General features: G+C 70.2%; 16 protein-coding genes. 10 read left to right on the plus strand and 6 right to left on the minus strand.

What is annotated here, in order from left to right; genetic code table 11:
* Nucleotides 1-111: 111 nt before the first annotated feature.
* Both ACFXGX_RS23770 and ACFXGX_RS23775 read right to left on the minus strand, forming a co-directional pair.
* Nucleotides 112-2,502 carry a M4 family metallopeptidase gene (locus ACFXGX_RS23770; protein ID WP_384794638.1) on the minus strand — a complete coding sequence of 797 codons (2,391 nt, stop codon included), beginning with the start codon at nt 2,500-2,502 and terminating at the stop codon, nt 112-114.
* Nucleotides 2,503-2,867: 365 nt separating this feature from the next.
* Nucleotides 2,868-3,713, minus strand: a complete 846-nt coding sequence (locus tag ACFXGX_RS23775) for an SMP-30/gluconolactonase/LRE family protein (protein WP_384794640.1) — start codon at nt 3,711-3,713, stop codon at nt 2,868-2,870.
* A 192-nt stretch (nt 3,714-3,905) separates the two neighbouring features.
* Between ACFXGX_RS23775 and ACFXGX_RS23780 the strand changes: the two genes are divergently transcribed.
* Nucleotides 3,906-6,185, plus strand: a complete 2,280-nt coding sequence (locus ACFXGX_RS23780; RefSeq protein ID WP_384794642.1) for an MMPL family transporter — start codon at nt 3,906-3,908, stop codon at nt 6,183-6,185.
* A 139-nt stretch (nt 6,186-6,324) separates the two neighbouring features.
* Nucleotides 6,325-6,906, plus strand: coding sequence for a GNAT family N-acetyltransferase (locus ACFXGX_RS23785; RefSeq protein ID WP_384794644.1), 582 nt, complete (start codon nt 6,325-6,327; stop codon nt 6,904-6,906).
* On the opposite strand, the gene ACFXGX_RS23790 is transcribed toward ACFXGX_RS23785, so the two are convergent.
* Complete coding sequence (locus ACFXGX_RS23790) at nt 6,867-7,103, minus strand: DUF6296 family protein (RefSeq protein WP_384794646.1); 237 nt, start codon at nt 7,101-7,103, stop codon at nt 6,867-6,869. The two genes, ACFXGX_RS23785 and ACFXGX_RS23790, sit on opposite strands and share 40 nt — an antisense overlap.
* A 188-nt stretch (nt 7,104-7,291) precedes the next feature.
* Here ACFXGX_RS23790 and ACFXGX_RS23795 point away from each other — a divergent pair, with 188 nt between their 5' ends.
* Nucleotides 7,292-10,024, plus strand: a complete 2,733-nt coding sequence (locus ACFXGX_RS23795; RefSeq protein ID WP_384794648.1) for a SpoIIE family protein phosphatase — start codon at nt 7,292-7,294, stop codon at nt 10,022-10,024.
* A 277-nt stretch (nt 10,025-10,301) separates the two neighbouring features.
* Here ACFXGX_RS23795 and ACFXGX_RS23800 read toward each other — a convergent pair whose 3' ends face one another.
* Nucleotides 10,302-11,942, minus strand: a complete 1,641-nt coding sequence (locus tag ACFXGX_RS23800; RefSeq protein ID WP_384794650.1) for an MFS transporter — start codon at nt 11,940-11,942, stop codon at nt 10,302-10,304.
* A 393-nt stretch (nt 11,943-12,335) separates the two neighbouring features.
* Between ACFXGX_RS23800 and ACFXGX_RS23805 the strand changes: the two genes are divergently transcribed.
* The 6 genes from ACFXGX_RS23805 to ACFXGX_RS23830 all read left to right on the plus strand — a co-directional run bounded on the left by ACFXGX_RS23805 (nt 12,336) and on the right by ACFXGX_RS23830 (nt 19,352).
* Nucleotides 12,336-13,835: an MFS transporter gene (locus ACFXGX_RS23805; RefSeq protein ID WP_384794652.1), complete on the plus strand. Its 1,500-nt coding sequence runs from the start codon at nt 12,336-12,338 to the stop codon at nt 13,833-13,835.
* Between the two features lie 59 nt (nt 13,836-13,894).
* On the plus strand, nt 13,895-14,119 hold the full coding sequence (locus ACFXGX_RS23810; RefSeq protein WP_384794654.1) for a cold-shock protein: 225 nt from the start codon (nt 13,895-13,897) through the stop codon (nt 14,117-14,119).
* A 190-nt stretch (nt 14,120-14,309) separates the two neighbouring features.
* Complete coding sequence (locus ACFXGX_RS23815) at nt 14,310-16,130, plus strand: glycoside hydrolase family 15 protein (protein WP_384794656.1); 1,821 nt, start codon at nt 14,310-14,312, stop codon at nt 16,128-16,130.
* Between the two features lie 3 nt (nt 16,131-16,133).
* The gene (locus tag ACFXGX_RS23820; RefSeq protein ID WP_384794658.1) at nt 16,134-17,078 is read left to right on the plus strand and encodes a cyclase family protein; all 945 of its coding nucleotides are present in this window, start codon (nt 16,134-16,136) and stop codon (nt 17,076-17,078) included.
* Nucleotides 17,075-17,620: a gluconokinase gene (locus ACFXGX_RS23825; RefSeq protein ID WP_384794660.1), complete on the plus strand. Its 546-nt coding sequence runs from the start codon at nt 17,075-17,077 to the stop codon at nt 17,618-17,620. The genes ACFXGX_RS23820 and ACFXGX_RS23825 overlap by 4 nt, the downstream gene beginning before the upstream one ends.
* Before the next feature lie 151 nt (nt 17,621-17,771).
* Nucleotides 17,772-19,352 (plus strand): GMC oxidoreductase, encoded by a 1,581-nt coding sequence (locus ACFXGX_RS23830; protein WP_384794662.1) that lies wholly within the window; start codon nt 17,772-17,774, stop codon nt 19,350-19,352.
* An 877-nt stretch (nt 19,353-20,229) separates the two neighbouring features.
* Here ACFXGX_RS23830 and ACFXGX_RS23835 read toward each other — a convergent pair.
* Entirely contained in the window at nt 20,230-21,438 is a 1,209-nt protein-coding gene (locus ACFXGX_RS23835) for an FAD-dependent oxidoreductase (protein ID WP_384794664.1), read from the minus strand.
* Entirely contained in the window at nt 21,435-21,896 is a 462-nt protein-coding gene (locus ACFXGX_RS23840) for a hypothetical protein (protein ID WP_384794666.1), read from the minus strand. Before ACFXGX_RS23840 ends, ACFXGX_RS23835 begins: the two co-directional genes overlap by 4 nt.
* Nucleotides 21,897-21,996: 100 nt before the next feature.
* Between ACFXGX_RS23840 and ACFXGX_RS23845 the strand changes: the two genes are divergently transcribed.
* Nucleotides 21,997-22,644 carry a PadR family transcriptional regulator gene (locus tag ACFXGX_RS23845; RefSeq protein ID WP_384794668.1) on the plus strand — a complete coding sequence of 216 codons (648 nt, stop codon included), beginning with the start codon at nt 21,997-21,999 and terminating at the stop codon, nt 22,642-22,644.
* Nucleotides 22,645-22,690: the final 46 nt, after the last annotated feature.

Here is a 22,690-nt window from a genome sequence, read left to right on the forward strand (position 1 = left end):
GGTTCGCCATTCCCCCCTGTACGCGTCCGGCCCCTCCCCGCCGGGGCGGGGTGTGGCCCGGCGGGCCCCCCCCCCCCCCGCGGCCGATGCGGAGATGTCAGGTACGGCGGGTCAGCTCGTCGTCACGGCGGTGTCGTCCACGACGAAGCTGGTCTGGAGCGATGAGTCCTCGACACCACTGAACTTGAGGCTCACCGTGGTGCCGGCGAACGAGGACAGGTCGAAGGTCTTCTGCGTGTAGCCGGTGGCCTTGTTGAGGTTGGAGTAGGTCGCCAGCGTGGTCGATCCGGCGGTGACCGTCAGCTTGTCGTACTGCGAGCTGGTGGTGGTCTCCGCGGTGTCGATGTGCAGCCAGAAGGTGAACGAGGCCTTGCAGCCGCTGGGGATGGTCACCGACTGGGAGAGCGTGTCGGTGTGCGTGGAGCCGTAACCGTCCAGCCAGGCCTTGTACGAGCCGCCGTGGGACGCCTCACCGGAGTCGGTGGTGATGACTCCGCTGGACGCGGTCCAGGTGGTGGCGCCGGACTCGAACCCGGGGTTGCCGAGCAGCTGCGACGAGGTGCAGGTGCCGCCACCGGAGGAGCTGACGGTCCAGGTGAACGACGCGGTGCCGGTCGCCCCGGTGCTGTCCGTGACGGTCACCGTGGTGCTGTAGGTGCCGGCGGTGGTCGGGGTCCCGGTGATCGCACCGGTGGAGGTGTTGATCGACAGACCGGTGGGCAGACCGCTGGCGGAGTACGTCAGGGAGCCGCTGTTCGTGCTGCTGGCCGAGATCTGCAGGCTCACCGCGGTACCCACGGTGGAGGACTGGCTGCCCGGGTTGGTGACGGTCACACCGCTGCTCGGCGGGGTGACGTGACCGCCGACGGCGATGCCCGCGAAGGCGTTCGCCACACCCGCGTACTGGGTGGAGCTCGCGCCGTACAGCGCGGTCGCGGCGTTCAGCGCGGCGGTACGGGCGCCCGCGTAGTTGGTGGTCGACGTCATGTACGTCGTCAGCGCCTTGTACCAGATCTGCAGGGCTGCGGCGCGGCCGATACCCGCGACGGCGACACCGTCGGAGGTCGAGCTGTTGTACGTGACGCCGTTGATGGTCTTCGAGCCACTGCCCTCGGAGAGCAGGTAGAACATGTGGTTCGCCGGGCCCGAGGAGTAGTGGACGTCCAGGTTGCCCACGCCGGAGTACCAGCTGTCCGCGGATCCGCCGTCCTTGCTCGGCTTGTCCATGTAGCGCAGCGGGGTGCCGTCGCCGTTGATGTTGATCTTCTCGCCGATGAGGTAGTCGCCCACGTCGGTCGAGTTGTTGGCGTAGAACTCCACACCGGTGCCGAAGATGTCGGAGGTGGCCTCGTTGAGACCGCCGGACTCACCGGTGTAGTTCAGGCCCGCGGTGTTGGAGGTGACGCCGTGGCTCATCTCGTGGCCCGCGACGTCCAGCGAGGTCAGCGCGTGGGTGCTGCTGGTGCCGTCGCCGTAGGTCATGCAGAAGCAGCTGTCGTCCCAGAAGGCGTTCACGTACGCCGTGCTGTAGTGGACGCGCGAGTAGGCGGCGACGCCGTTGTTCTTGATGCCGCTGCGCCCGAAGGTGTTCTTGTAGAAGTCCCAGGTCTCCGCGGCGCCGTAGGCGGCGTCCGCGCCGGCGGTCTGGGTGTTGGAACCCGCGCCGGTGCCCCAGACGTCGTCGGCATCGGTCATCAGGGTGCCGGTGCCGGAGGTGCCGTTGTTGAGCGAGTACGTCTTGTGGCTGCCGCGGGTCGAGTCCGTGAGCTGGTACGTCGAACCCGACAGCGTGGTGTTCAGCGTGACCGTGCCGCTGTACTGGGTGTTGCCGGTGCCGGTCTGGATGCCCTCGTACCGGGTGATCTCCTTGCCGGTGGTGGCATCGGTGATGACGTGCAGCTTGCTCGGTGTGCCGTCGTCCTGGACACCGCTGACCACGGTCTCCCAGGCGAGCCGGGGGGTGCCGGCGCCGGCCCAGACGACCTTGCGGGCGCTGTCCGTCGCGGGCTTCTCGGCCTTCAGCGACTTGGCGACCTTGAGGGCCTGGGCTCCTGCGGTCGCCTTGGCGACGGCCGGGGTGGTGCTCGCGACCTTGATGGTGTGCTTGTTGGCGAAGGTCGTGCTCACCGTGCCGGTGGCCTGCGAGGCGGGCGGCGTGTGGACCACGAGGTCGCCGCCGAGCACCGGGAGGCCTGCGTAGGTGCGCTCGTAACGGGTGTGCAAGGTGCCGTCGTTGTCCTTGACGACGTCCTTGACGACCAGCTTCTCCTTCGACCCGAGGCCAAGCGTGCCGGCGGTCGCGGTGGTCTGCTTCGATGCCTTCGTCAGCAGCGCCGTGTGCTGGGCCGGGGTGAGCTTTGCCTCAAGTCCCCCCGTGCGGAGGGGGGTTGTGTGGGGGGCGGGCTTGGCGACTGCCGGGACCGTCTGTATGCCGACGGCCAGGAACGCTGCGGTGGCCACCAGGGCTCCGGCCGCAGTCGCCTGACGGGGGAAACGTCTCACTCGTACTCCTACGCCTTCGGCCGCGGTCGGCGGCCGGTGACAGACCGGACAGACGGGATGTGCTGTCCGGGAAGCGCTGAGCAGGGCGCGCGGGAACGCGGCTGTGGGCAGACCATGGACGACCTGTCCCACAGGTGTGGGCAGGATTGCACTTTTGACCTAGCCATGACATGGCGTTATCGGCGATCGAGGGTTATCCCTACGCCCCCGCGCCGAAACCTCCGCCGCCCGCGGCCGCTGACGGAACGACGGCTCTGCCGCGGCCTCTGACGGAACGACGGTTCTGCCCCGACCGCTGACAGAACGACGACTCTGCCGCGACCCTGACGGAACGACAGCTCTGCCGCGGCCGTGCGGAACCCGCGTCAGGGCCGGCCCGCTCCGGGCACCTCGACGCGGGTGGCGAGGACCTGACCGGAGCCGGGCTCCACCGGCGCGGACTCCGTCATGCCGCGCCAGACGGCGGCCACGACGAACAGCGTCCTTCTGTCCTGGCCGCCCAGTGCGCAGGCGAAACCGCCGCGGTCGAGGCCCACCCGGTCCAGAACGGCGCCGCCCTCGGCGACGCGCACACAGCACCGGCCGGGCACGTCGGCATACCAGACGGCGCTCTCCGCGTCGGCACAGATGCCGTCCGGGGTGCCCTCCCCCAGGTCGGCCCAGACCCGGCGGCCCGACAGAGCGCCGTCCGGGCCGATGTCGAAGGCGAGCAGACCGTGCCGGTAGGAGTCGGCGACGATCAGGGTGGAACCGTCGGGGGTCACGGCCATCCCGTTGGGGAACGCGATGTCGTCGGCCACCTCACGCACCGAACCGTCCGGGGCGACCAGCGCGACCGAGCCCGGCGCGAAGGCCTCACCCGCCATCGGGTCGAACCCCGCCCTGTTGACATAGGTGTTTCCGCGGTCGTCGACCACGATGTCGTTCCAGCCGGGCCGGCCCAGGTCCGCGTGCGTGGCCAGGGAGCCGTCGGGCTCCCGTCGGAGCAGCAGGCCCTCGGCCGAGGAGACGATCAGCATGCCGTGGTCGGGGTGCCAGTCGGTGCACAGCGGCAGCGACGCCACCCGCGCGACCACCTCGGTACGCCCGTCCGCCGGATCGAGGGCGAGGACCTCGCCCGCGGTCCAGTCGGAGAAGTACAGCCGGCCCCCGTGCCAGCGCGGCGACTCGACCAGCCCGCGTCCTTCGAGCAGCGTCCGCATCTCGTCCATCCCCATCGCATCCTTCGCTCCGGACCGGCCAGGCACCGGTGTCCCACCTCCAGAACGAACGGACACCGGCCGGATCGACGGATCCCGGACCGTCAAAGGGCGCGGAGTGGCCCTGATGCTCGGCGGGCCGCGGTGATCGTCACATCGTTTAATGGCGGAGTCGGAGGAGTCGTCCTCGAGCAGGAGCTGCCCATGTCGGCGACACAAGCCCCTTCAGCCAGCGGGCGGACAAGGCCCGGGGTACTGCAGCGGCTGGGTGAGTGGTGCGCCCGCCATTTCGTGATCGTCATCGTGGCGTGGCTCGTCGCCCTCGGCGTGCTCCAAGGGCTGAACCACTCGTTCGGCGGGCAGTACTCCGACAACTTCCAACTGCCGGGAGTGCAGTCCACCGAAGGGCTGGACGTCCTCAAGGAGCACGATCCGGCGGCGGGCGGCTACAGCAGCCAGATCGTGCTGCGCGACACGCAGAAGCCGCTGACCGAGCTGAGTTCCCAGATGAGCCAGACCGTCAGCTCCCTGGAGAAGCTTCCGCACGTCCTGTCGGCGCAGAACCCGCTGCCGCCGCCCGGCTCCCAGCCGTCCTCGGGGCAGTCCCAGCAGCAGAACGTCGGGCCGCTGTCCAGCGACGGGAAGACCGGCTACATCACGGTCCGCTTCGACGTGCAGCCCTCGACCCTCGGCGACGGCTACCTCCACGGCGTGGACCAGGCCGTACAGCCGCTGCGGTCCGCGGGAGTCGACGTCGAGTACGGCGGGCCACTGGGCGAACTGGCCAGGCCCGCGGCGAACGACAAGATCAGTGAACTGATCGGGTTCGCGGTGGCGATCGTCGTCCTGCTCGTCGGGTTCGGCAGTGTCATCGCGGCGGGCCTGCCGCTCCTGACCGCCCTGGTCAGCGTCGTGGGCGGACTGGCCATCCTCGGTCTGCTCGCCGCGGCGACCACCTTCGCGACGGTGTCACCGACACTCGCCACCATGATCGGACTGGGCGTCGGCATCGACTACGCCCTGTTCCTCAGCACCCGTCACCGGCAGAACCTCGTCAACGGAGCCGACCCGATCCGGGCGGCGGGCCGTGCCACCACCACCAGCGGACGGGCCGTCCTGGTCTCGGGCTGCACCGTGATCATCGCCCTGGCCGGACTGTCCGTCTCCGGTGTCTCGTTCATCAGCAAGCTCGGCCTCGCGGCGGCCGTCACGGTCGTCTCGGCGGTGGCCGGCGCACTGACCCTCGTGCCCGCCCTGCTCGGGCTCATCGGCAACCGCATCGACCGCTACCACGTGCGCACGCCGATCGCGGAGACGAACGCCGAGCCCGGCGCACCCGTCACCGGCACCTGGCACCGCTACGCACAGCGCGTCGAGCGGCGCCCCTGGTGGTTCCTGACCGGCGGCCTGCTCACGGTGCTCATTCTGGCCATCCCCGTGTTCACCATCCAGCTCGGGCACATCGGTGACGGCGCCGACCCGACATCCTTCACGGACCGGCGGGCGTTCGACATCATGTCGGACTCCTTCGGGCCCGGCTCCAACGGCCCGCTGACGGTCGTCATCGACCAGACGGACGTACCGTCGGACAAGCGTTCCGCGCTGGCGTCACAGGCGCAGAAGACGGTGAGCGGTGTGTCGGGGGCGGCCGTGGTCACCCCGCTGACCGCCACACAGGACGGGGACGTGCTGGTGGGCACCGTCTACTCCAAGGTGTCCCCGCAGAACCAGGACACCACGGACCTGACGAACCGTCTGGTGGACGACACCCTGCCGAAGGCCGTGTCCGGGTACAGCGCCAAGGGCTATGTCACGGGCACGACGGCCGCGCAGGTCGACTTCCGCAACATCGTCGCGAGCCGGCTGCCCCTCATCATCCTCGTCGTGGTCGCGCTCGCCTTCTTCATCATCCTGATCGTCTTCCGAGGCATCCTCGTCGCGCTGAAGGCGGCGATCCTCAACGTGCTGTCCATCGCGGCTTCGTACGGAGTCGTCGTCGCCGTCTTCCAGTGGGGCTGGGGCGGGCCGGCGCTCGGGGTCTCGGGCAAGGTGCCCATCGAGAGCTACGTGCCGATGATGATGTTCGCGATCATCTTCGGGCTCAGCATGGACTACGAGATCTTCCTGCTGTCGCGGGTCCACGAGTTCTGGCTGCGCAGCGGGGACGCGAAGGCGAGCGTGGCGCACGCCCTGGAGATCACCGCCCGCGTGATCACCTGTGCCGCGCTGATCATGATGAGCGTCTTCGCGGCGTTCATCGTGAGCGACAACATCGTCGTCAAGATGCTCGGCCTCGGCCTCGCCGTGAGCGTGCTCATCGACGCGACGGTCGTACGGCTCCTGATGGTCCCGGCGGTGATGACCCTGCTCGGCGCCCGTGCCTGGTGGACACCGCGCTGGCTGGACAGGATCCTGCCGCACATCGACCCCGAGGGCGATGAGCCCGACATTCCGGCTCCCACCGGCCCACCGGCCGGCGGCTGAGACCCGTACCGAGCGGGCGGACGCGGGGCGCGTCCCGGTTCCTTCCCCCGGCCCGGCCCCGCCCCGCCCTCGCCCTCGCACTCGCCCCCGCGGAGGAAATGCGGGTGCTCCGGGTGGTACGGGTCCCTAGCATGACCGGATGCCCCGCATCGAACGCCTCCGTCCCGGCCACGCGCCCGCCCTGCTCGCGTTCGAGCGGGAGAACCGCGCCTATTTCGCCGCGACGATCCCCGACCGAGGCGACACCTTCTTCGACCGGTTCGACGCCCTTCTGGGCGAGCGTCTGGCCGAACAGGCCGCGGGACTCTGCCACTTCCACCTCGTGGTGGACGGCACCGGCGCGGTGCTGGCCCGCGTCAACCTGGTCGACGTGACGCTCGGTTCGGCCGACCTCGGCTACCGCGTCGCCGAGCGGGCCACGGGGCGGGGGCTCGCCACGGCCGCCGTACGGGAGATGTGCGCCCTGGCCGCGAGCGCGTACGGCCTGAGCACCCTGCGCGCGTGCACGACCGCCGACAACAGTGCGTCCCGGACGGTTCTGGCCCGCACCGGATTCCTCGTCACCGGCGAGATCGAGCTGAACGGACGCCCGGGACTTCGCTTCTCGCGAGAACTCCCCGCCGCCGGCCCCGCCGGGTTCCCGGCCGCCGGGGCCGTGCTTCCGGCGGGGCGCGCGGCCCGTCAGGACAGTGGTTCGACGGCCGGGTTGATCGGCGACTGATAGGCGCCACTGGCCAGCATGCGGACCTCGCCGGCCGGGCTGATCTCGGCGCGGAGGATGCCCGTGTGATCGCTGTACACCGGGTTGCCGCCCGGCCCCTGGGCGGTCGTCCTCTCGACGACCACCTCATCCGTCACCATGTTCGCGTCCGGTCCGGGATGGGTGAAGGTCAGCCGGTAGCGGTCCACAGTCTTCATCAAGCCCTCCGCGCCAAAGCGACAAATTCAGGTAATAGGGACTATGTCTCCATCATGCGTCCCCGCACCCGCGAGCCGCGTCGCCCGCGCCGTACCGCCCACCGACCGGCGGCACGCCCGGCGGGGGTGTTCGATCACTGTGCGTGACGCCTCTCGCCACGGGGCGCCGGGCAGTGTAGACATAGCTCATGGTCGGACTATTGGGTCGAACCCGGGCTCAGTCGGCCCGCCGCCCCAGTACAGCGCGCCCCCAGCGCGGGCGACACGACGGCAAGCACAGGAACGGCCCGTCCAACGGGCTACGCTCCGCCATCGGCGGGCGCAGTGTCGCCGGACAGGTGTTCGTCCTGCAAGTGGTGATCGTGCTGCTCCTGGTCGTCGCCGCGGTGGTCGCACTGGTACTCCAGGTGCGGCATGACACGACGCAGGAGGCCCGCAACCGCTCGCTCGCCGTCGCGGAGACCTTCGCCAACGCGCCCGGCACCCGCGCCGCCCTCGCCGCCCCCGATCCCACAGCCGTGCTGCAGCCCAGCGCCGAGGCCGCCCGCAAGGCGTCGAACGTGGACTTCATCGTCGTGATGAACACCGACGCGATCCGCTACACCCACCCCAAGCCCGACCGGATCGGCAAGAAGTTCGTCGGGACCACCGCACCGGTTCTGGCCGGCCGCTCCATTGTCGAGCAGGTCAACGGAACGCTCGGACCGCTGGTGCAGGCCACCGTCCCCGTCGAGGCGTCCGACGGCAAGGTCGTCGGCATGGTGTCGGCCGGCATCACCACGAAGAACGTGGGCGGTGCCGCCGACCATCAGCTCCCGCTGCTGCTGGGCGCCGCCGCCGCGGCGCTCGCCCTGGCGACCGCGAGCACCGCGCTGGTGAGCCGACGCCTGCTGCGCCAGACGCACGGCCTCGGCCCGTACGAGATGACCCGGATGTACGAGCACCACGACGCCGTTCTGCACTCCGTCCGGGAAGGAGTGATCATCGTCGGCGCGGAGGGGCAGTTGCTCCTGGCCAACGACGAGGCGAACCGCCTGCTCGACCTGCCCGCGGACGCCGAGGGACAGAACGTCCAGCGGCTCGGCCTCGACTCGGGCACCTCCGAACTCCTGGCCTCCGGGCGCGTCGCCACCGACGAGGTCCATCTCGTCGGGGAACGGCTCCTGGCCATCAACCAACGGCCCACACACCTGCGGGGCGGACCCGCCGGCAGCGTCGCCACACTCCGTGACTCCACGGAACTGCGCGCGCTCTCCGGCCGGGCGGACATCGCCCGCGGACGACTCAAACTCCTCTACGACGCCGGCGTGCGCATCGGCATGAGTCTGGACGTCACCAGGACGGCCGAGGAACTGACGGCGGTCGCGGTCCCCCGGTTCGCGGACTTCGTGACCGTGGACCTGGCCGACGCCGTGCTGAACGGGCAGGAGCCGGACGCGGGTACCGGGCTGCGCCGCACCGCCTCCGGCGGCATCCGCGAGGACGCGCCGCTGTATCCGGTCGGCGAGCACATCGGCTTCGTACCGTCCTCCCCGCAGGCCCACAGCCTGCGCACCGGAGAGGCCGTGGTCGAACCCGACCTCGGCGGTGCCCCGGGCTGGCTGGCCCAGGACCCGAAGCGCACCGCACAGGTCGTCGACTACGGAATCCACTCCCTCATCACCGTTCCCCTGCGCGTCGGCCCGCTGGTCATGGGCGTGGTCAACTTCTGGCGCTCCGAGAAGCCCGACCCCTTCGACGTGGACGATCTCGCCCTCGCCGAGGAACTGGTCGCCCGCGCGGCGGTCTCCATCGACAACGCGCGCCGTTACACGCGCGAGCACACGATGGCCGTGACCCTGCAGCGCAGCCTCCTGCCGCGCAGGCTGCCCCATCAGAGCGCCCTCGACCTCGCCTACCGCTATCTGCCGGCGCAGGCGGGGGTCGGCGGTGACTGGTTCGACGTACTGCCGCTGCCCGGGGCCCGGGTCGCGGTCGTCGTCGGCGACGTGGTCGGCCACGGGCTGCTGGCCGCCGCGACGATGGGCCGGCTGCGTACGGCGGTCCACAACTTCTCCGCCCTCGACCTGCCGCCCGACGAACTGCTCGGACTTCTGGACGAGCTGGTCGGCCGGATCGACCAGGACGAGCTCCCCGAGGACAGCAGGGCCGCCGTCACGGGCGCCACCTGCGTGTACGCGGTCTACGACCCGACGACGCGGCGCTGTACCGTCGCCCGCGCCGGACACCCGCCGCCCGCGGTGATCCACCCGGACGGCAGCGTCGAGTTCCCCGACGTGCCGGCCGGCCCGCCGCTCGGCCTGGGCGGTCTCCCGTTCGAGACGGCCGAGCTGGAACTGGCGGAGGGCAGCCGGCTGGTGCTGTACACGGACGGCCTGGTCGAGGACCGGGAACGGGACATCGACGTCGGGCTCGAAATGCTGCGCACGGCGCTGGCGGGAGCCGACCGCTCGCCGGAGGACACCTGCCAGACCGTGCTGAACGCCCTCCTGCCGGACCGGCCGAGCGACGACATCGCCCTGATCGTGGCGCGTACCAACGCCCTCGATCCCGACCGGATCGCCTCCTGGGAGGTGCCGTCCGAACCGGCCGCCGTGAGCGAGGTGCGTGCGTCGGTCAGCCGGCAACTGGCGCGCTGGGGGCTCGACGAGCTGACGTTCACCACCGAATTGATCCTCAGCGAGCTGGTGACCAACGCGATCCGCTACGGCAACGGGCCCATCGGGGTCCGCATGCTGCTGGACCGGGCGCTGATCTGCGAGGTCTTCGACGGCAGCAACACCTCGCCGCATCTGCGGTACGCGGCGACGACGGACGAGGGCGGACGGGGCCTGTTCCTGGTCGCCCAGCTCACCGACCGCTGGGGCACGCGCTACACGCCCGAGGGCAAGGTCATCTGGGCTGAGCAGCCGCTGCCCTGAGGTCGGGTGAGGCCGGGCCTCCGGGCGGTGACGGCACCGCGACGGCCGGACAGCGGGCGGGCAGGGGGCCGGAGTTGAGCCGGGGCTTCCGGAATTCATCCCGGGCGCCTGGATTCAGCAGGGACTCCCGGATTCAGCCGGGGCCCGGGGCCCGGGGCCCGGATCAGCCTGGGGCGGAGGGTCCCGGGCCTGGGATGGAGGGTCCAGATCAGCCGGGGGCGGAGGGGCCGGTTCAGCCCGGGGCGGAAGGTCCCAGGCCGGGTGCGGAGGGTCCGGATCAGCCGGGGGCGGAGGGTCCGCCGTCCCGGGTGTCCGACTCCCCCACCGGGGTCGAGCCGGCCGAAGCGCCCTCCGCGTCACCGGCTCCGTCCACGGGGGTCATCGCGGCGGCGCCTCCCTGGAGCCGCTCCAGGTCGGACGGGCGCACCTGGATGACGAGCAGGGCGACCAGCGCGGCGACGACCGCGAAAGCGGCGGCGGCGACGAACGCTCCCGAGATGCCGGACGTCAGCACCTGGCTGCTCCAGGGCGCCGGAAGCTGTCCCGTCCTGCGGAACTGCAGTTGCTGTGCCGGAGTCGCGGTCTTCAGGAAGTTCGCGACCTGGTCCGTGGCCTCGTTGCGGCTCGCCGTGCCGAAGACCGTGACCAGCACGGACAGGCCGAGCGATCCGCCGACCTGCTGAGTGGCGTTGAGGATGCCGGAAGCGGCACCCGTGTCCTTGGGTTGCACCCCGGACACCGCCATCAGTGTCAGCGACACGAACTGCAGGCCCATACCGAAGCCGAAGACGATGGTCGGTCCGAGGATGCTGCCGAGATAGGTGCTGTTGACGTCGGTCAGCGTCAGCCAGCCGAGGCCCAGCGCGGCCAGGATCGCGCCCACCGCCATGAAGGGTTTCGGACCCCACCGGGGCAGCAGATTCGAGGCGACCCCCGCGCCGATCGCGATGATCACGCTCACCGGCAAGAAGGCGAAGCCTGCCTTGAGCGGGCTGAACCCGAGGATGTTCTGCACGAACAGCGTCAGGAAGAAGAACATCCCGAAGATGGCGGCGGACAGGCTGAGCATCATCGCGTAGACGCCCGAGCGGTTGCGGTCGCGGAACATCCACAGCGGCGTGATGGGCTGTCTCGACCGGCGTTCGACGGCGATGAACGCGATCAGGAACACCAGGGCCGCTCCGAAGGACGCCAGGGTGAGGGGGTTGCTCCAGCCCTTCTCCGAGGCCCTGATGAAGCCGTAGACCAGCAGCACCATGCCGAGCGTCGACGTGATGGCGCCCAGGAAGTCGAAGTGGCCCGGGTGCCGCTCGGATTCCTTGATGTAGCGGGGGGTCGCGAGCACGATCAGCAGGCCGATGGGGACGTTCACGAAGAACACCCAGCGCCAGTCGAGCCATTCGACGAGGATGCCGCCCGCGAGCAGCCCGATCGCGCTGCCGCCCGCGGAGACGGCGGCGAACACGCCGAACGCCCTGTTGCGCTCGGGTCCTTCACGGAAGGTGGTGGTGATCAGCGACAGCGCCGTGGGTGAGGCGATGGCACCGCCGACGCCCTGCAGCGCGCGAGCCGCGAGCAACTGCCAGGAGTCCTGGGAGAGTCCGCCGAGCAGCGACGCGAACACGAAGAGCAGCACGCCGAACATGAACATCCGGCGTCTGCCGAGGATGTCGCCGGAGCGTCCGCCGAGCAGCAGCAGACCGCCGAAGGTCAGCGTGTAGGCGTTGATCACCCAGGACAGGTTCTCGGTCGAGAAGCCGAGCGAGGTCTGGATGTGCGGCAGCGCGATGTTCACGATGGTGATGTCGAGAACCACCATGAGCTGGCAGGAGGCGATGACGAGGAGTGCGATACCGCTGCCTCGGCCCCGCTGCGGGGATTCGGCAGGCTCGGAGGATGCCACGTGATCGGCCGTCATCGAAAATAGCCCTGCATCGCGGGTCGACGATGAACATGGATGCTCACTCCATCGACGTTAAGCCTGCCCGCCCGGCCTCACCAATCGATCAACGACCGCCCCGGATCGCCGTCTCACCTGGCCGGCCGCCCCACCGGCGACGACGCCGACAGCACGCCGACAGCACGCCGAGGGCCGCCGCCACTGCCGGTACGCCGTAGTCGAGAGGCGGGTGCGCGGGCGTGCCGGGCAACAGACCGCGCGGGGTGTCGACTTGAGAGCTGCGGGGTGTCGACTTGAGAGCTGATTCGGAGCCAGGCCCCTTCGCGTGCACCGTGCCTTACGCCGCGCGGCCGGCCGCCGGGGCCGTGTCGCCGGGCTGCGGGGCGACGCGGCGCGTGTGAACCTGCCGTTGTGGATGTCCAGGCACGCGACGCGGGACCCGGAGACGCACGCCGGTCGGCACCGGCCGCTGTGCTGATCGCGACGTGCGTCTCGACTCTGGTGGTCAACGCGAACACCTCGGCGGTGAGCATCCTGCTTCCGGCGATCAGCGCGGACACCGGAACGTCGCTGGATGTCCTGCAGTGGGCCGTCACCGGGTATTCACTGGTGGGAGCCGCGGTGATCGTCACCTCGGGGGCCCTCGGCGACGTGTTCGGACGGCGCCTGGTCTTCCTCGGCGGCCTGGCGCTGTTCATCGCCTCCTGCGTGCTCATCGCGCTGTCCGACAGCGGAGGCGGGGTGATCGCGGGCCGGGCGATCCAGGGCGCGGCGGGGGCGACGATCCTGGCCTGCGGAATGAGCCTGTTGTCCGTGTCCACCTCGGGAGAGGGACAGGTGCGGGCGGTGACGCTGTGGGGTGGCGCGTCGGCGGTCGGCGCCGCGGCCGGGCCGTTGCTCGGCGGTCTGCTGGTGGACGGCACGGGATGGCAGGGCCTGTTCTGGATCGACGCGGCGATCGCGCTCGCCTGCGTACCGGTCACCCTGAAAGGTGTCGCCGAATCCCGCGATCCGGATCGCGGTCGCTCGATCGACTTCGCGGGGACCGTGCTGATCGCCGGTGTACTCGCCCCGGCGCTGCTCGCACTCAGCGAGGGGGCAACCTGGGGATGGACGTCGGCCGCGGTGCTGGGATGCTTCGCGCTGGCGCTGGTGTCGTGCGTCGCGTTCGTCGCGGTGGAGCGGCGGGTCGAAGCACCGCTCGTCGACCTGCGGCTGCTGAAGGATCGCGTCCTGATCGGGGCGACGGTCGGGATCCTGCTGAGCGCGGGCGTGATCAACGGTCTGATGTACCTGGTCAGTCTCTACTTCCAGAACCCCGCCACGCTCGCGTTGAGCCCTTTCGAGGCGGGCCTGGCCACGCTGCCCGCGACGGTGGGTCTGATCGCGGTCACGCCGCTCGTGCCCCGGATGGTCCAGCGGCTGGGCGTCGGACCCGTGATCGCCGTCGGCTTCGCGGCGGCGACGTCCGGTTGTGTGCTGCTGTCCTTCGTCAAGGGTGACTGGCGGTACGCGGCCTTCGTCCTGCCGCTCGTACTCATGGCCGCGGGTCTGGGACTCGTCAACGGTCCGGCGAGCTCGGCGTCCACTTCGTCGGTGTCCGCCGACGATGTCGGAGCGGCATCGGGCATTTCGAACATGGCGCGATACATCGGTGCGGCGGCGTTCACGGCGGCCGTGGCGACGGTCAACGCGACGGTGGGCGAGTCCCGGCGGTCGGAAGGGGACGGGGCGGCGGACGCGCTGGCGGCGGGCCTGTCCAGCGCGTGCGTGCTGCTCGCGATCGCGTCCGGGGTGGGCCTGCTCCTGTCGGTCCTGGCGGTCCGTGCCCGCCGGCGCCGGGTCGGGCCGGGTGCCTACGGAGCGGCCGCGGCGTCGCACGCACTCACCGTCCCCGTCGAAGGCCAGTGACGGCGCGCACGCTCGAAAACCACTTCGCCGAGGCGGAGGCAGCCCGTAGGGTGCCGCCCATGGTGACTGCGACGGTCCGTGAGTGGAGCGACGAGGAGGGATGGGGAGTGCTGGACTCCCCCGAGACTCCCGGCGGGTGTTTCGGCCATTTCGCCGACATCCAGGCGCCCGGCTTCCGCACACTTTCGCCCGGCCAAAGGGTGGACCTCGTGTGGGAGGCGCCCGGCTTCAAGCAGGACGGGTACGACTACCGAGCGGTGAGCATCACACCTCGGCCAGCCTGACATCCACTCCTGTCCCGGTGCTCGGTCAACGGTGGTGTTCCGAGACCGCCGTGAGGTGCCCTCAGTCGACCGGCAGGCCAGTTCCGGCAACGCCCCGACCTCGGCCGCGTGTGGCGGGGCCGCGTCGCTGGTCGGATAGTGGAAGCCGAAGCGCAAGGGGGGATGCTCGGGGAGACAGGGGAGAAACCGGATGGACCGCTACCCTCCTATCGCCGACCACGGCCTCGTGGGCGACCTTCAGACCAGCGCGCTCGTCTCCTCCCAGGGCGTGGTCGACTGGTTCGCGGCACCACGGTTCGATTCACCCAGCATCTTCGCCGCCCTGCTCGACCACGACGGCGGAGGACACTTCCGCGTCGCCCCCACGCATCCCGACCTCACGTGCAAGCAGCTCTACTACCCCGACACGGCGATCCTGGTGACCCGGTTCATGTCGCCGGACGGAGTGGGCGAGGTCGTCGACTTCATGCCTCCCGACCAGACCCGCACACCGACCGACCGCCACCAGATCATCCGCCTCGTAAGGGCTGTGCGGGGAACCGTCGAGTTCGCCCTCGAATGCCGACCGCGCTTCGACTACGGCCGCGCCGGGCACCAACTCGAAGTCGGCGAGAACGGTGCCCGGTTCCGAGCGCCGGGGACAGAGGCGTTCCTGCAGGCGACGTTCCCGCTGGAAGCGGACGGCCCGGACGCGCTCGGCACCGTCCGTCTCGACGCGGGTCAGAGCGCCGGAGCGGTGTTCACGGTCTGCGCCCCGGGCGGCGACCCACCCGAGCCCCTCACCGTCGACGCCGTCCACGCGCACCTCGACGAGGTCACCCACTTCTGGCATGCGTGGCTGCGCCAGTCCCGCTACCGGGGCCGCTGGCCGGAGCTGGTGCACCGCTCGGTGATCACCCTGAAGCTGCTGACCTACGCACCGACCGGCGCGCTGGTCGCGGCGGCGACCATGGGCCTGCCCGAGCAGGTGGGCGGGGAGCGCAACTGGGACTACCGGTTCACCTGGATCCGCGACGGCTCGCTGTCGGTGCGGGCCATGCTCGATCTCGGCTTCGCCGACGAGGCCGCCGCTTTCGTGCACTGGTTGGTCGAGCGATTGCGCGAGCGCGAGGGCAAGGAGGACGAACCGCTGCAGACGATGTACCGCATCGACGGCAGCCCCGACCTGCCCGAGGAGAGCCTCGAACACTTCGAGGGCTACCGCGGATCCGCGCCGGTGCGCATCGGCAACGGCGCCGCCGACCAGTTGCAGCTCGACATCTACGGCGAGGCCGTCTACGCCCTGTCCCAGGGCCGCGAGATCGAGGCGCAGTCGTCGTACGAGGGGTGGGAGAGCTTCGCCAGGACGCTGGACTGGCTGGCGGATCACTGGGACCGGCCGGACGAGGGGATCTGGGAGACCCGCGGCGGACGCCAGGACTTCACCTACAGCCGGGTGATGTGCTGGGCGGCGTTCGACCACGGTCTGGCCCTGGCCGATCACTGGCGCAGGCCGGCCGACATCGACAAGTGGCGCGCCGCTCGCGACGCCGTCTTCAAGCAGGTCATGGACCGCGGCTGGAGCGAGAAGGAACGCGCCTTCATCCAGCACTACGACGGTGACGTGCTGGACGCCTCGCTCCTGCTGATGCCGAGAGTGGGTTTCCTCGGCTCCAGGGATCCGCGGTGGCTGTCCACGCTGGACGCCATGGACCGCACGCTCGTCTCCGACAGCCTCGTCTACCGCTACGACCCCGCCGCCTCCCCCGACGGCCTGCGCGGCTCGGAGGGCACCTTCAGTCTGTGCACCTTCCTGTACGTCGACGCACTCGCGCAGGCGGGCCGGCTGGAACAGGCCCGGTACACCTTCGAGAAGATGCAGACGTACGCCAACCATGTCGGCCTGTTCTCCGAGGAGATCGGTCCGAGCGGAGAGCAACTGGGCAACTTCCCGCAGGCGTTCACCCACCTGGCACTCATCATGGCCGCCGGCACCCTCGACGACGCCCTTGACGCAGAGTACGGGCGCTGAGGCGTGGCCACGCGCGGCTCCCGCGCGGAGGCCCCCCGGCTGACAGCGGCGGAATTCGACGCGCTGTACGAGCGTCTCGCTTCGGGCGCCTCGTGGGCGGCCGGCGAACGCGGTGCGCTGGTCGCGTTGACACCGGGCCGAGTGGCGGAAGCGGCACAGGAGGTGCGGACCGGAAGGACGGTCACCCTCGCGGCGCCGGTGGAGACCTCGGCGGGACCCGACAGTCCGGAGCCCGCCCTGCACACGATGCGCGCCTGGTCCGACCAGTTCGACGACCAGGGGCTGCACTTCGCCAGGGACAGCTTGGCCATGAACGTGCACGGGGACGCCGACAGCCATCTCGACGCCCTGTGCCACGTCATCTACCGTGGCACCCTGCACGGCGGCGTGGACGCGAGCAGTGTCACCGCGGGCGGCGCGACGGCGCTGACGGTCGAGGCGGTGGCCGACGGGATCGCCGGTCGTGGTGTGCTGCTGGACATCCCCCGGCTGCGTGGCGTCCCCTGGCTCGAACCGGGGGATCACGTGACGGCCGAGGATCTCGAAGCCGCCGAGAAGTCCCAGGGCACCCGGGTCGGCGAAGGCGACCTGCTGTTCGTGCGGGTGGGCCACCGTAGACGTCGGGCGGAGGTGGGTCCCTGGCACACGGCGGAGGCCAGGGCCGGCCTGCACCCGAACGCTCTGGAGTTCCTCGCGGAGCGCCGGGTCGCGGTTCTGGGCGGCGACGGCAACAACGACACCGCGCCCAGTTCGGTCCACGGCGTGGATTTCCCGGTGCATGTGCTGGCGATGCACGCGATGGGCCTGAACCTGCTGGACTACCTGCAGTTCGAGGATCTGGTGCCGGTCTGCGCGGCCGAGGGGCGCTGGTCGTTCTTCTGCGTCGTGGCCCCGCTGCGACTGCCGGCCGCCACCGGGTCGCCCGTCAACCCGATCGCCGTGCTGTGAAGGACGGTTCAGGCGGTACGGGCACCCCCTCGCCGGAACCTGTGGTCGTCGTGGTCATGGGGGTGTCGGGGTGCGGGAAATCCTCGACAGGGGCCCTCCTCGCCGAGCGGCTGAAGGTGCCTTTCCTGGAGGCTGACGACCTCCACCCGGCCGCGAACCGGGCCAAGATGGCCGCAGGACGTCCGCTCACCGAGGAGGACCGCCGGCCCTGGCTGGTGGCCGTGACCGAGTGGATCGAGCGGGCGACGGAGTCCCGCACCGGTGGCGTCGTGGCGTGCTCGGCGCTCAGGTACCGCTACCGCCAGATGTTCCGCCGCGCGGGGGCTCACGTGTGGCTGCTGCACCTCGCGCTCGGCAAGGCGGCCGCTCGGCTGCGGGTCGCGCGGCGCGCGGGGCATTTCATGCCCGCCGCCCTGGTGGACTCCCAGTACGCCGAGTTGGAGCCCCTGCGCCCGGACGAGCCGGGTCTCACCGTCGACGCCGAGAACTCCCGGCAGGCGATCGTCGACCGTGCCGCGACCGCTCTCAAGAGCTTCGGGTGAGCCTGCTCCCCGGCCCCTGCGCCAGGGTGCTGGGGGTCGCACGGCCCGATAAAATCGGACCTGTATTCGGCAGGGGTTTTTGAGCAGTTCCCGCCGTCGGGGGTTCCAGGTCCGGACGAAGAAGCCAACGACTCCACGGACGGGGCGTTCCATGACCGGCGACCAGCACTACGACGTCATTGTCATCGGCACCGGAGCGGGCGGTGGCACCCTCGCGCATCGCCTGGCACCCAGCGGCAAACGCGTACTGATCCTCGAGCGCGGCGGCTATCTGCCCAGGGAGCGGGACAACTGGGACTCCACCGCCGTCTTCGTCCAGGGCCGCTACCGCGCACCGGAGTTCTGGTACGACAAGCACGGAAACGAGTTCCCGCCGGAGGTCAACTACTACGTCGGCGGCAACACCAAGTTCTACGGTGCCGCGCTGTTCCGGCTGCGCCCCGAGGACTTCGGCGAACTGCGCCACCACGACGGCTTGTCCCCGGCCTGGCCGATCCGTTACGAGGACCTGGAGCCGTACTACACGCAGGCCGAACATCTGTACCGCGTGCACGGGCGGCACGGCGAGGATCTCACCGAGGGCCCGGTCAGTGGTCAGTACGCCTACGCGCCGGTCGAACACGAGCCGCGGATCCAGCAGCTCAGCGACGACCTGGAGAAGCAGGGGCTGCACCCCTTCCATCTGCCGATCGGGGTGAACCTGACGCAGGACGCGAACGGCCGGGCCACCCACGCCAGCGCCTGTATCCGCTGCGACCGGGTCGACGGATTCCCGTGTCTGCTGGGCGCGAAGTCCGACGCCCAGGTGATCTGCGTCGACCCCGCGCTCGAACACCCCGACGTCACGATGGTGACCCACACCGACGTCCGTCGCCTGGAGACCGACGAGTCCGGGCAGTCGGTCACCGGTGTGGTCGCCGACCTCGACGACGGGACCACGGAGACGTTCAGCGCGGACATCGTGGTGGTCGCGTGCGGTGCGGTGAACTCCGCCGCGCTACTGCTGCGTTCGGCCGACGACCGGCATCCCGCGGGCCTGGCCAACGGTTCCGACGTCGTGGGCCGCCACTACATGCGGCACAACAATCTGGCGTTGATGGCCGTGTCGGAGGAACCGAACCCCACCAGGTTCCAGAAGACCTTGGCCCTGCACGACTGGTATCTGGGCGCGGACGACTGGGAGTACCCGCTCGGCGGCATCCAGATGCTCGGCAAGTCGGACGCCGACCAGATCCACGGCGAGGCGCCTCGCTGGGCCGGCAAGGCCTCCCCTGACATGCCGTTCGAGGTCCTCGCCCACCACGCCGTCGACTTCTGGCTCTGCGGGGAGGACCTGCCCCTGGCCGAGAACCGGGTCACCCTCGACAAGGACGGTGGCATCCACCTCGCCCTGGACGAGAAGAACAACATCGCCGGCCTGAACAGGCTCCGGCACAAACTGCAGGGGATGCTCGGGCACTTGGGGATGCATCCGCACCGCCTGCTGTCCCACAGCATCTATCTGCACAAGGGGATGCCGATCGGGGCGACGGCCCACCAGGCGGGCACGGTGCGCTTCGGCACGGACCCCGCGAGTTCGGCCCTGGACGTCAACTGCAAGGCGCACGACCTGGACAACCTCTACGTCGTGGACACGTCCTTCTTCCCCAGCATCGGCGCGGTCAATCCCTCGCTGACCGCCATCGCCAACGCCCTGCGGGTCGGCGACCATCTGATCGAGCGGCTGGGCTGAGCGATTCAGCCCGCGCCGCGGAAGACGGACGTTTCGCGGCACGGGTCGACCGTGCGCCATACGCAAAGCACTCAGCCGGGACATCCCGTACCGGCCCGGTGCCCTGGGCCACGGGCGGCGCACTCCTCGCCGTCGCAGCCGGCGCCACAGTTCTTCTGTGGGCCAACTCCCACCGCACACGCTCCGCCTGAGGGCGCCTCGCCGCTCGTCCGGCCGGCTTGGATCGCTGCTGCGTTGACGCGATCGGGCGGCCCGCGCACCCACACCGACCCTCAAGCTCACTGGCGGCACCAGCTGGGAGAAATACTGGAGCGCCCAGATGCGATCGAGTATCAGGGCGCACGGCGACGCAGTCGCCACGCTGCTACTGATCACCGCGGTGGGCTGTGGTGGGCAGTCCAACGCGAAGACATGGAGGGTTCGCCGGCGCCGGTGTGGTTACGCAGCCGCGGTTTCCGACACCGCATCGCCCACAAAGGCATCGAGTCCTCCGAACAGCTGGGACGCCACTGCTGGACCATCGAGCACACCAAGGCCTGGCTCACCGGATGCCGCCGCCTCCAGCGCCGCTACGTACGCAGGCCAAGTAATTCCTGGCCTTCACCGGCATCGCCCGCACCCTTGTAGGTGCTCGATTCCGCTGTCCCATTGCGCGGCGCTGACCAGCACCGACGTCCGCGTCCCACGGGCGGTCCCTCGTGCGTTCGTCTCACTTCCGTGTCCTCTTGTGAGCTGTCAGGCGGGAGTCTGGACGATCGACAGGGAGCTGGCCCCGGCCACAGCCCGGGGTGACCGATCGCCCCCACCCGGCAGGCGCTGGGCGCGGTGCTGGACCTGTGCACGGGCAGCGGCCCGTTGCCGGCGGACGGGCTGAAGTTCACGTGCGCTGGGCTGCCTTCGCGTCCCAGTCGATGTGGTGGTCGAACTGCCAGGCCATCTTCTCCGGGTTGATCAGTTTCATGGTCGCCGGCATCACGAGGTCGCGCAGGGCGCGGCCGACCGGGCCCGCGGTCTTGTTGCTGTTCGTGCGGGCGCCGAGCTTGATGATGCGTTCGACGCGGGGTCGGCGTAGTTGTTCGTACGCCGCGAAAGCCTGGTCGTAGGGCAGGTCCCGCAGGCAGCGCGCAAGTTCGACGGCGCTTTCGGCGGCGATGGAGGCGCCCTGTCCGGAGCTGGACGAGGCGGCGTGGGCCGCGTCGCCGATCAGGGTCATGCGGCGGTGGGTCCAGTTCGCGACCCTTGGCATGTTCTCCATCGGGCCGGTGATGAGGAGTTGGCCGGCGTCGGTACGCCTGATCATTTCGAGGGCGGGGGTGCGGTCGTCGGCGAAGGCGGTCCGCAGGGTGCGCATCCACTCCTTCGCGCCGATCGCCTGAGCCTCGGCAACTGTCATCGGGGCGCGGTGGGGCAGGTTCACGAACCACACAGCCGAGGAGTCGTCGAAAATCTGGTAGCCGAAAAACGCGCGCTTGCCGAAGCACATGTACATGACGCCGTCGGTGGAGGGCATCCCTGACCGGTCCATCCGCGCTCCGAAGCACACCAGGCCGGCGTAGTTCGGCTGCGGTGCGGCGGGGTCTATCAGGGAGCGGACCGTGGAGCGGATGCCGTCGGCGCCGATCAGGATGTCGGCGCTCGCCTGTGTACCGTCCGCGAAGTGCGCGGTGACGCCGGAGCCGGTGTCCGTCGTGCCGGTCAGCCGCTTGCCGTGGTGGATGGGAACGGAGCGGCGCTCCGCCTCGCCGTAGATCGCACGGTAGAGATCGGCGCGCCAGACGAACTGCAGGGACGGGAGGCGGGAGGGCGGGGCGAACCGCGCGAGGTGCTTGCCTGTCCAGCTCCGTAGCCCCATGGCGGTGACTGGGGTGCCGATGGCACGGACCAGGTCGCCCGCGCCGATCGCTTCGAGGGCGTCCTGGCCATTCGGGGCGATGGTCATGCCGCCGCCGGCCCCATCGGCCGTGTGGGCGTACGCCTCGTGAACGGCGGCCTCGATACCTGCTTGGCGGAGCGCCATCGCGGCGATCGGGCCGGCGATGCCGCCGCCGATGACGAGCGCGGTGCGGGCTTTGCCGATGCGGGTCATGACTGGTGCCCCGTCGAAGGGTCGCCGATCGTCGGCACGCCGCCGCTCTTGTGTGCGCGGCGCAGATCCTGAACGTACGCGCGGGAGGACATCGCCGAAAGGATCGCGATGCCGCCGCGGTGGATGCGGATCTCGCTGTTTGTCGCAGAGCCGGACAGACGGACGCGGCGGCCGGCCGCCTTGTCGTCGGCGGACGGGGACCGCGAGTCCTTGATCCGGCCGCGGGCCGTCCACGTCAGGTTCCAGTGGTCGACGGCGGTGCTGTCGTCGACGAGCAGCTTGACCATGGCCCGGTTCATGTCGAGGTGGATCTCGATGTCGTCGGGGAGGCCGGGGGAACGAAGGTCGAGGACAGCGGCGCCGCGACGGGCCTTGACCTCGAAGCGGCCGGCCTCCGTCCAGTCGCCGAGGTGCTTGACGAGGTCGTGGTCGGAGTGGATGCGCTCGGTGAGGGACATCTCGGTGGTTCCTCTCTTTGTGGTGCCGTGCGGATGAGCTAATAGTTGCAGTGAAACTAGTATCTCGTCAACTAGTTCCTCCGAGGCTAGAATTGAGCCCATGACCGCATCCGCTCCCCGCAGCTCCCCCCTCGCCCTGACCGTCCTGGCCCTGCTGCACTACAAGCCGCTGCATCCGTACGGCATCCAGCGGCTGGTCAAGGACTGGGGCAAGGAGCAGGTCGTCAACGTCAGGCAGCGTGCGAGCCTCTACCGCACGATCGAGCGACTCAACGGCGACGGGCTGATCGCGGTCCGCGAGACCGGGCGCGATCAGCAGTACCCCGAGCGGACCGTGTACGAGGTCACCGACGCGGGGCGCGAGACCGCCCGTGCCTGGCTGGAGGACATGCTCACCGCGCCCAAGGAGGAGTTCCCGGAGTTCCCGGCCGCCCTTTCGAACCTTCTGCTGCTCACGTCCGACGAGATGGCGGACGTACTGGAGCGGCGGGTCGACGCCCTCGCGGAGAGGCTCGACGGGCTGGAAGCGGCCATGGCGGCGGAGGCGGAGCAGGGGCTGCCGCGCATCACCCGCCTGGAAACCGAATACCTGCGGGCCGTGACGGCCGCGGAGCTGGAGTGGGTGCGCGCGGTGGTCGAAGACCTGCGGGCCGGCAGGCTCTCGTGGTCGAAGGAGCAGCTGGACGCCCTAGCGGCGGGGCCGGTGCAGGGAGTGAGCCCGCACCCGGCGGGTCCGGGGACGGCCTGAAGCGTTGCGGTCTCGCGGGACCTGAAGCGTTGCGGTCTCGCGGGGC

It is taken from the genome of Streptomyces sp. NPDC059371 (assembly GCF_042751995.1).
Classification (GTDB): domain Bacteria; phylum Actinomycetota; class Actinomycetes; order Streptomycetales; family Streptomycetaceae; genus Streptomyces.

What these genes read in the sequence shown, in the direction of transcription:
- ACFXGX_RS23780 (WP_384794642.1), top strand. Translation starts at nt 3,906, where the DNA reads ATGTCGGCGACACAAGCCCCTTCAGCCAGCGGGCGGACAAGGCCCGGG.
- ACFXGX_RS23815 (WP_384794656.1), top strand. Translation starts at nt 14,310, where the DNA reads ATGGACCGCTACCCTCCTATCGCCGACCACGGCCTCGTGGGCGACCTT.
- ACFXGX_RS23790 (WP_384794646.1), bottom strand. Translation starts at nt 7,103, where the DNA reads ATGAAGACTGTGGACCGCTACCGGCTGACCTTCACCCATCCCGGACCG.
- ACFXGX_RS23800 (WP_384794650.1), bottom strand. Translation starts at nt 11,942, where the DNA reads ATGACGGCCGATCACGTGGCATCCTCCGAGCCTGCCGAATCCCCGCAG.
- ACFXGX_RS23845 (WP_384794668.1), top strand. Translation starts at nt 21,997, where the DNA reads ATGACCGCATCCGCTCCCCGCAGCTCCCCCCTCGCCCTGACCGTCCTG.
- ACFXGX_RS23785 (WP_384794644.1), top strand. Translation starts at nt 6,325, where the DNA reads ATGCCCCGCATCGAACGCCTCCGTCCCGGCCACGCGCCCGCCCTGCTC.
- ACFXGX_RS23840 (WP_384794666.1), bottom strand. Translation starts at nt 21,896, where the DNA reads ATGTCCCTCACCGAGCGCATCCACTCCGACCACGACCTCGTCAAGCAC.
- ACFXGX_RS23830 (WP_384794662.1), top strand. Translation starts at nt 17,772, where the DNA reads ATGACCGGCGACCAGCACTACGACGTCATTGTCATCGGCACCGGAGCG.
- ACFXGX_RS23795 (WP_384794648.1), top strand. Translation starts at nt 7,292, where the DNA reads ATGGTCGGACTATTGGGTCGAACCCGGGCTCAGTCGGCCCGCCGCCCC.
- ACFXGX_RS23810 (WP_384794654.1), top strand. Translation starts at nt 13,895, where the DNA reads ATGGTGACTGCGACGGTCCGTGAGTGGAGCGACGAGGAGGGATGGGGA.
- ACFXGX_RS23835 (WP_384794664.1), bottom strand. Translation starts at nt 21,438, where the DNA reads ATGACCCGCATCGGCAAAGCCCGCACCGCGCTCGTCATCGGCGGCGGC.
- ACFXGX_RS23775 (WP_384794640.1), bottom strand. Translation starts at nt 3,713, where the DNA reads ATGGACGAGATGCGGACGCTGCTCGAAGGACGCGGGCTGGTCGAGTCG.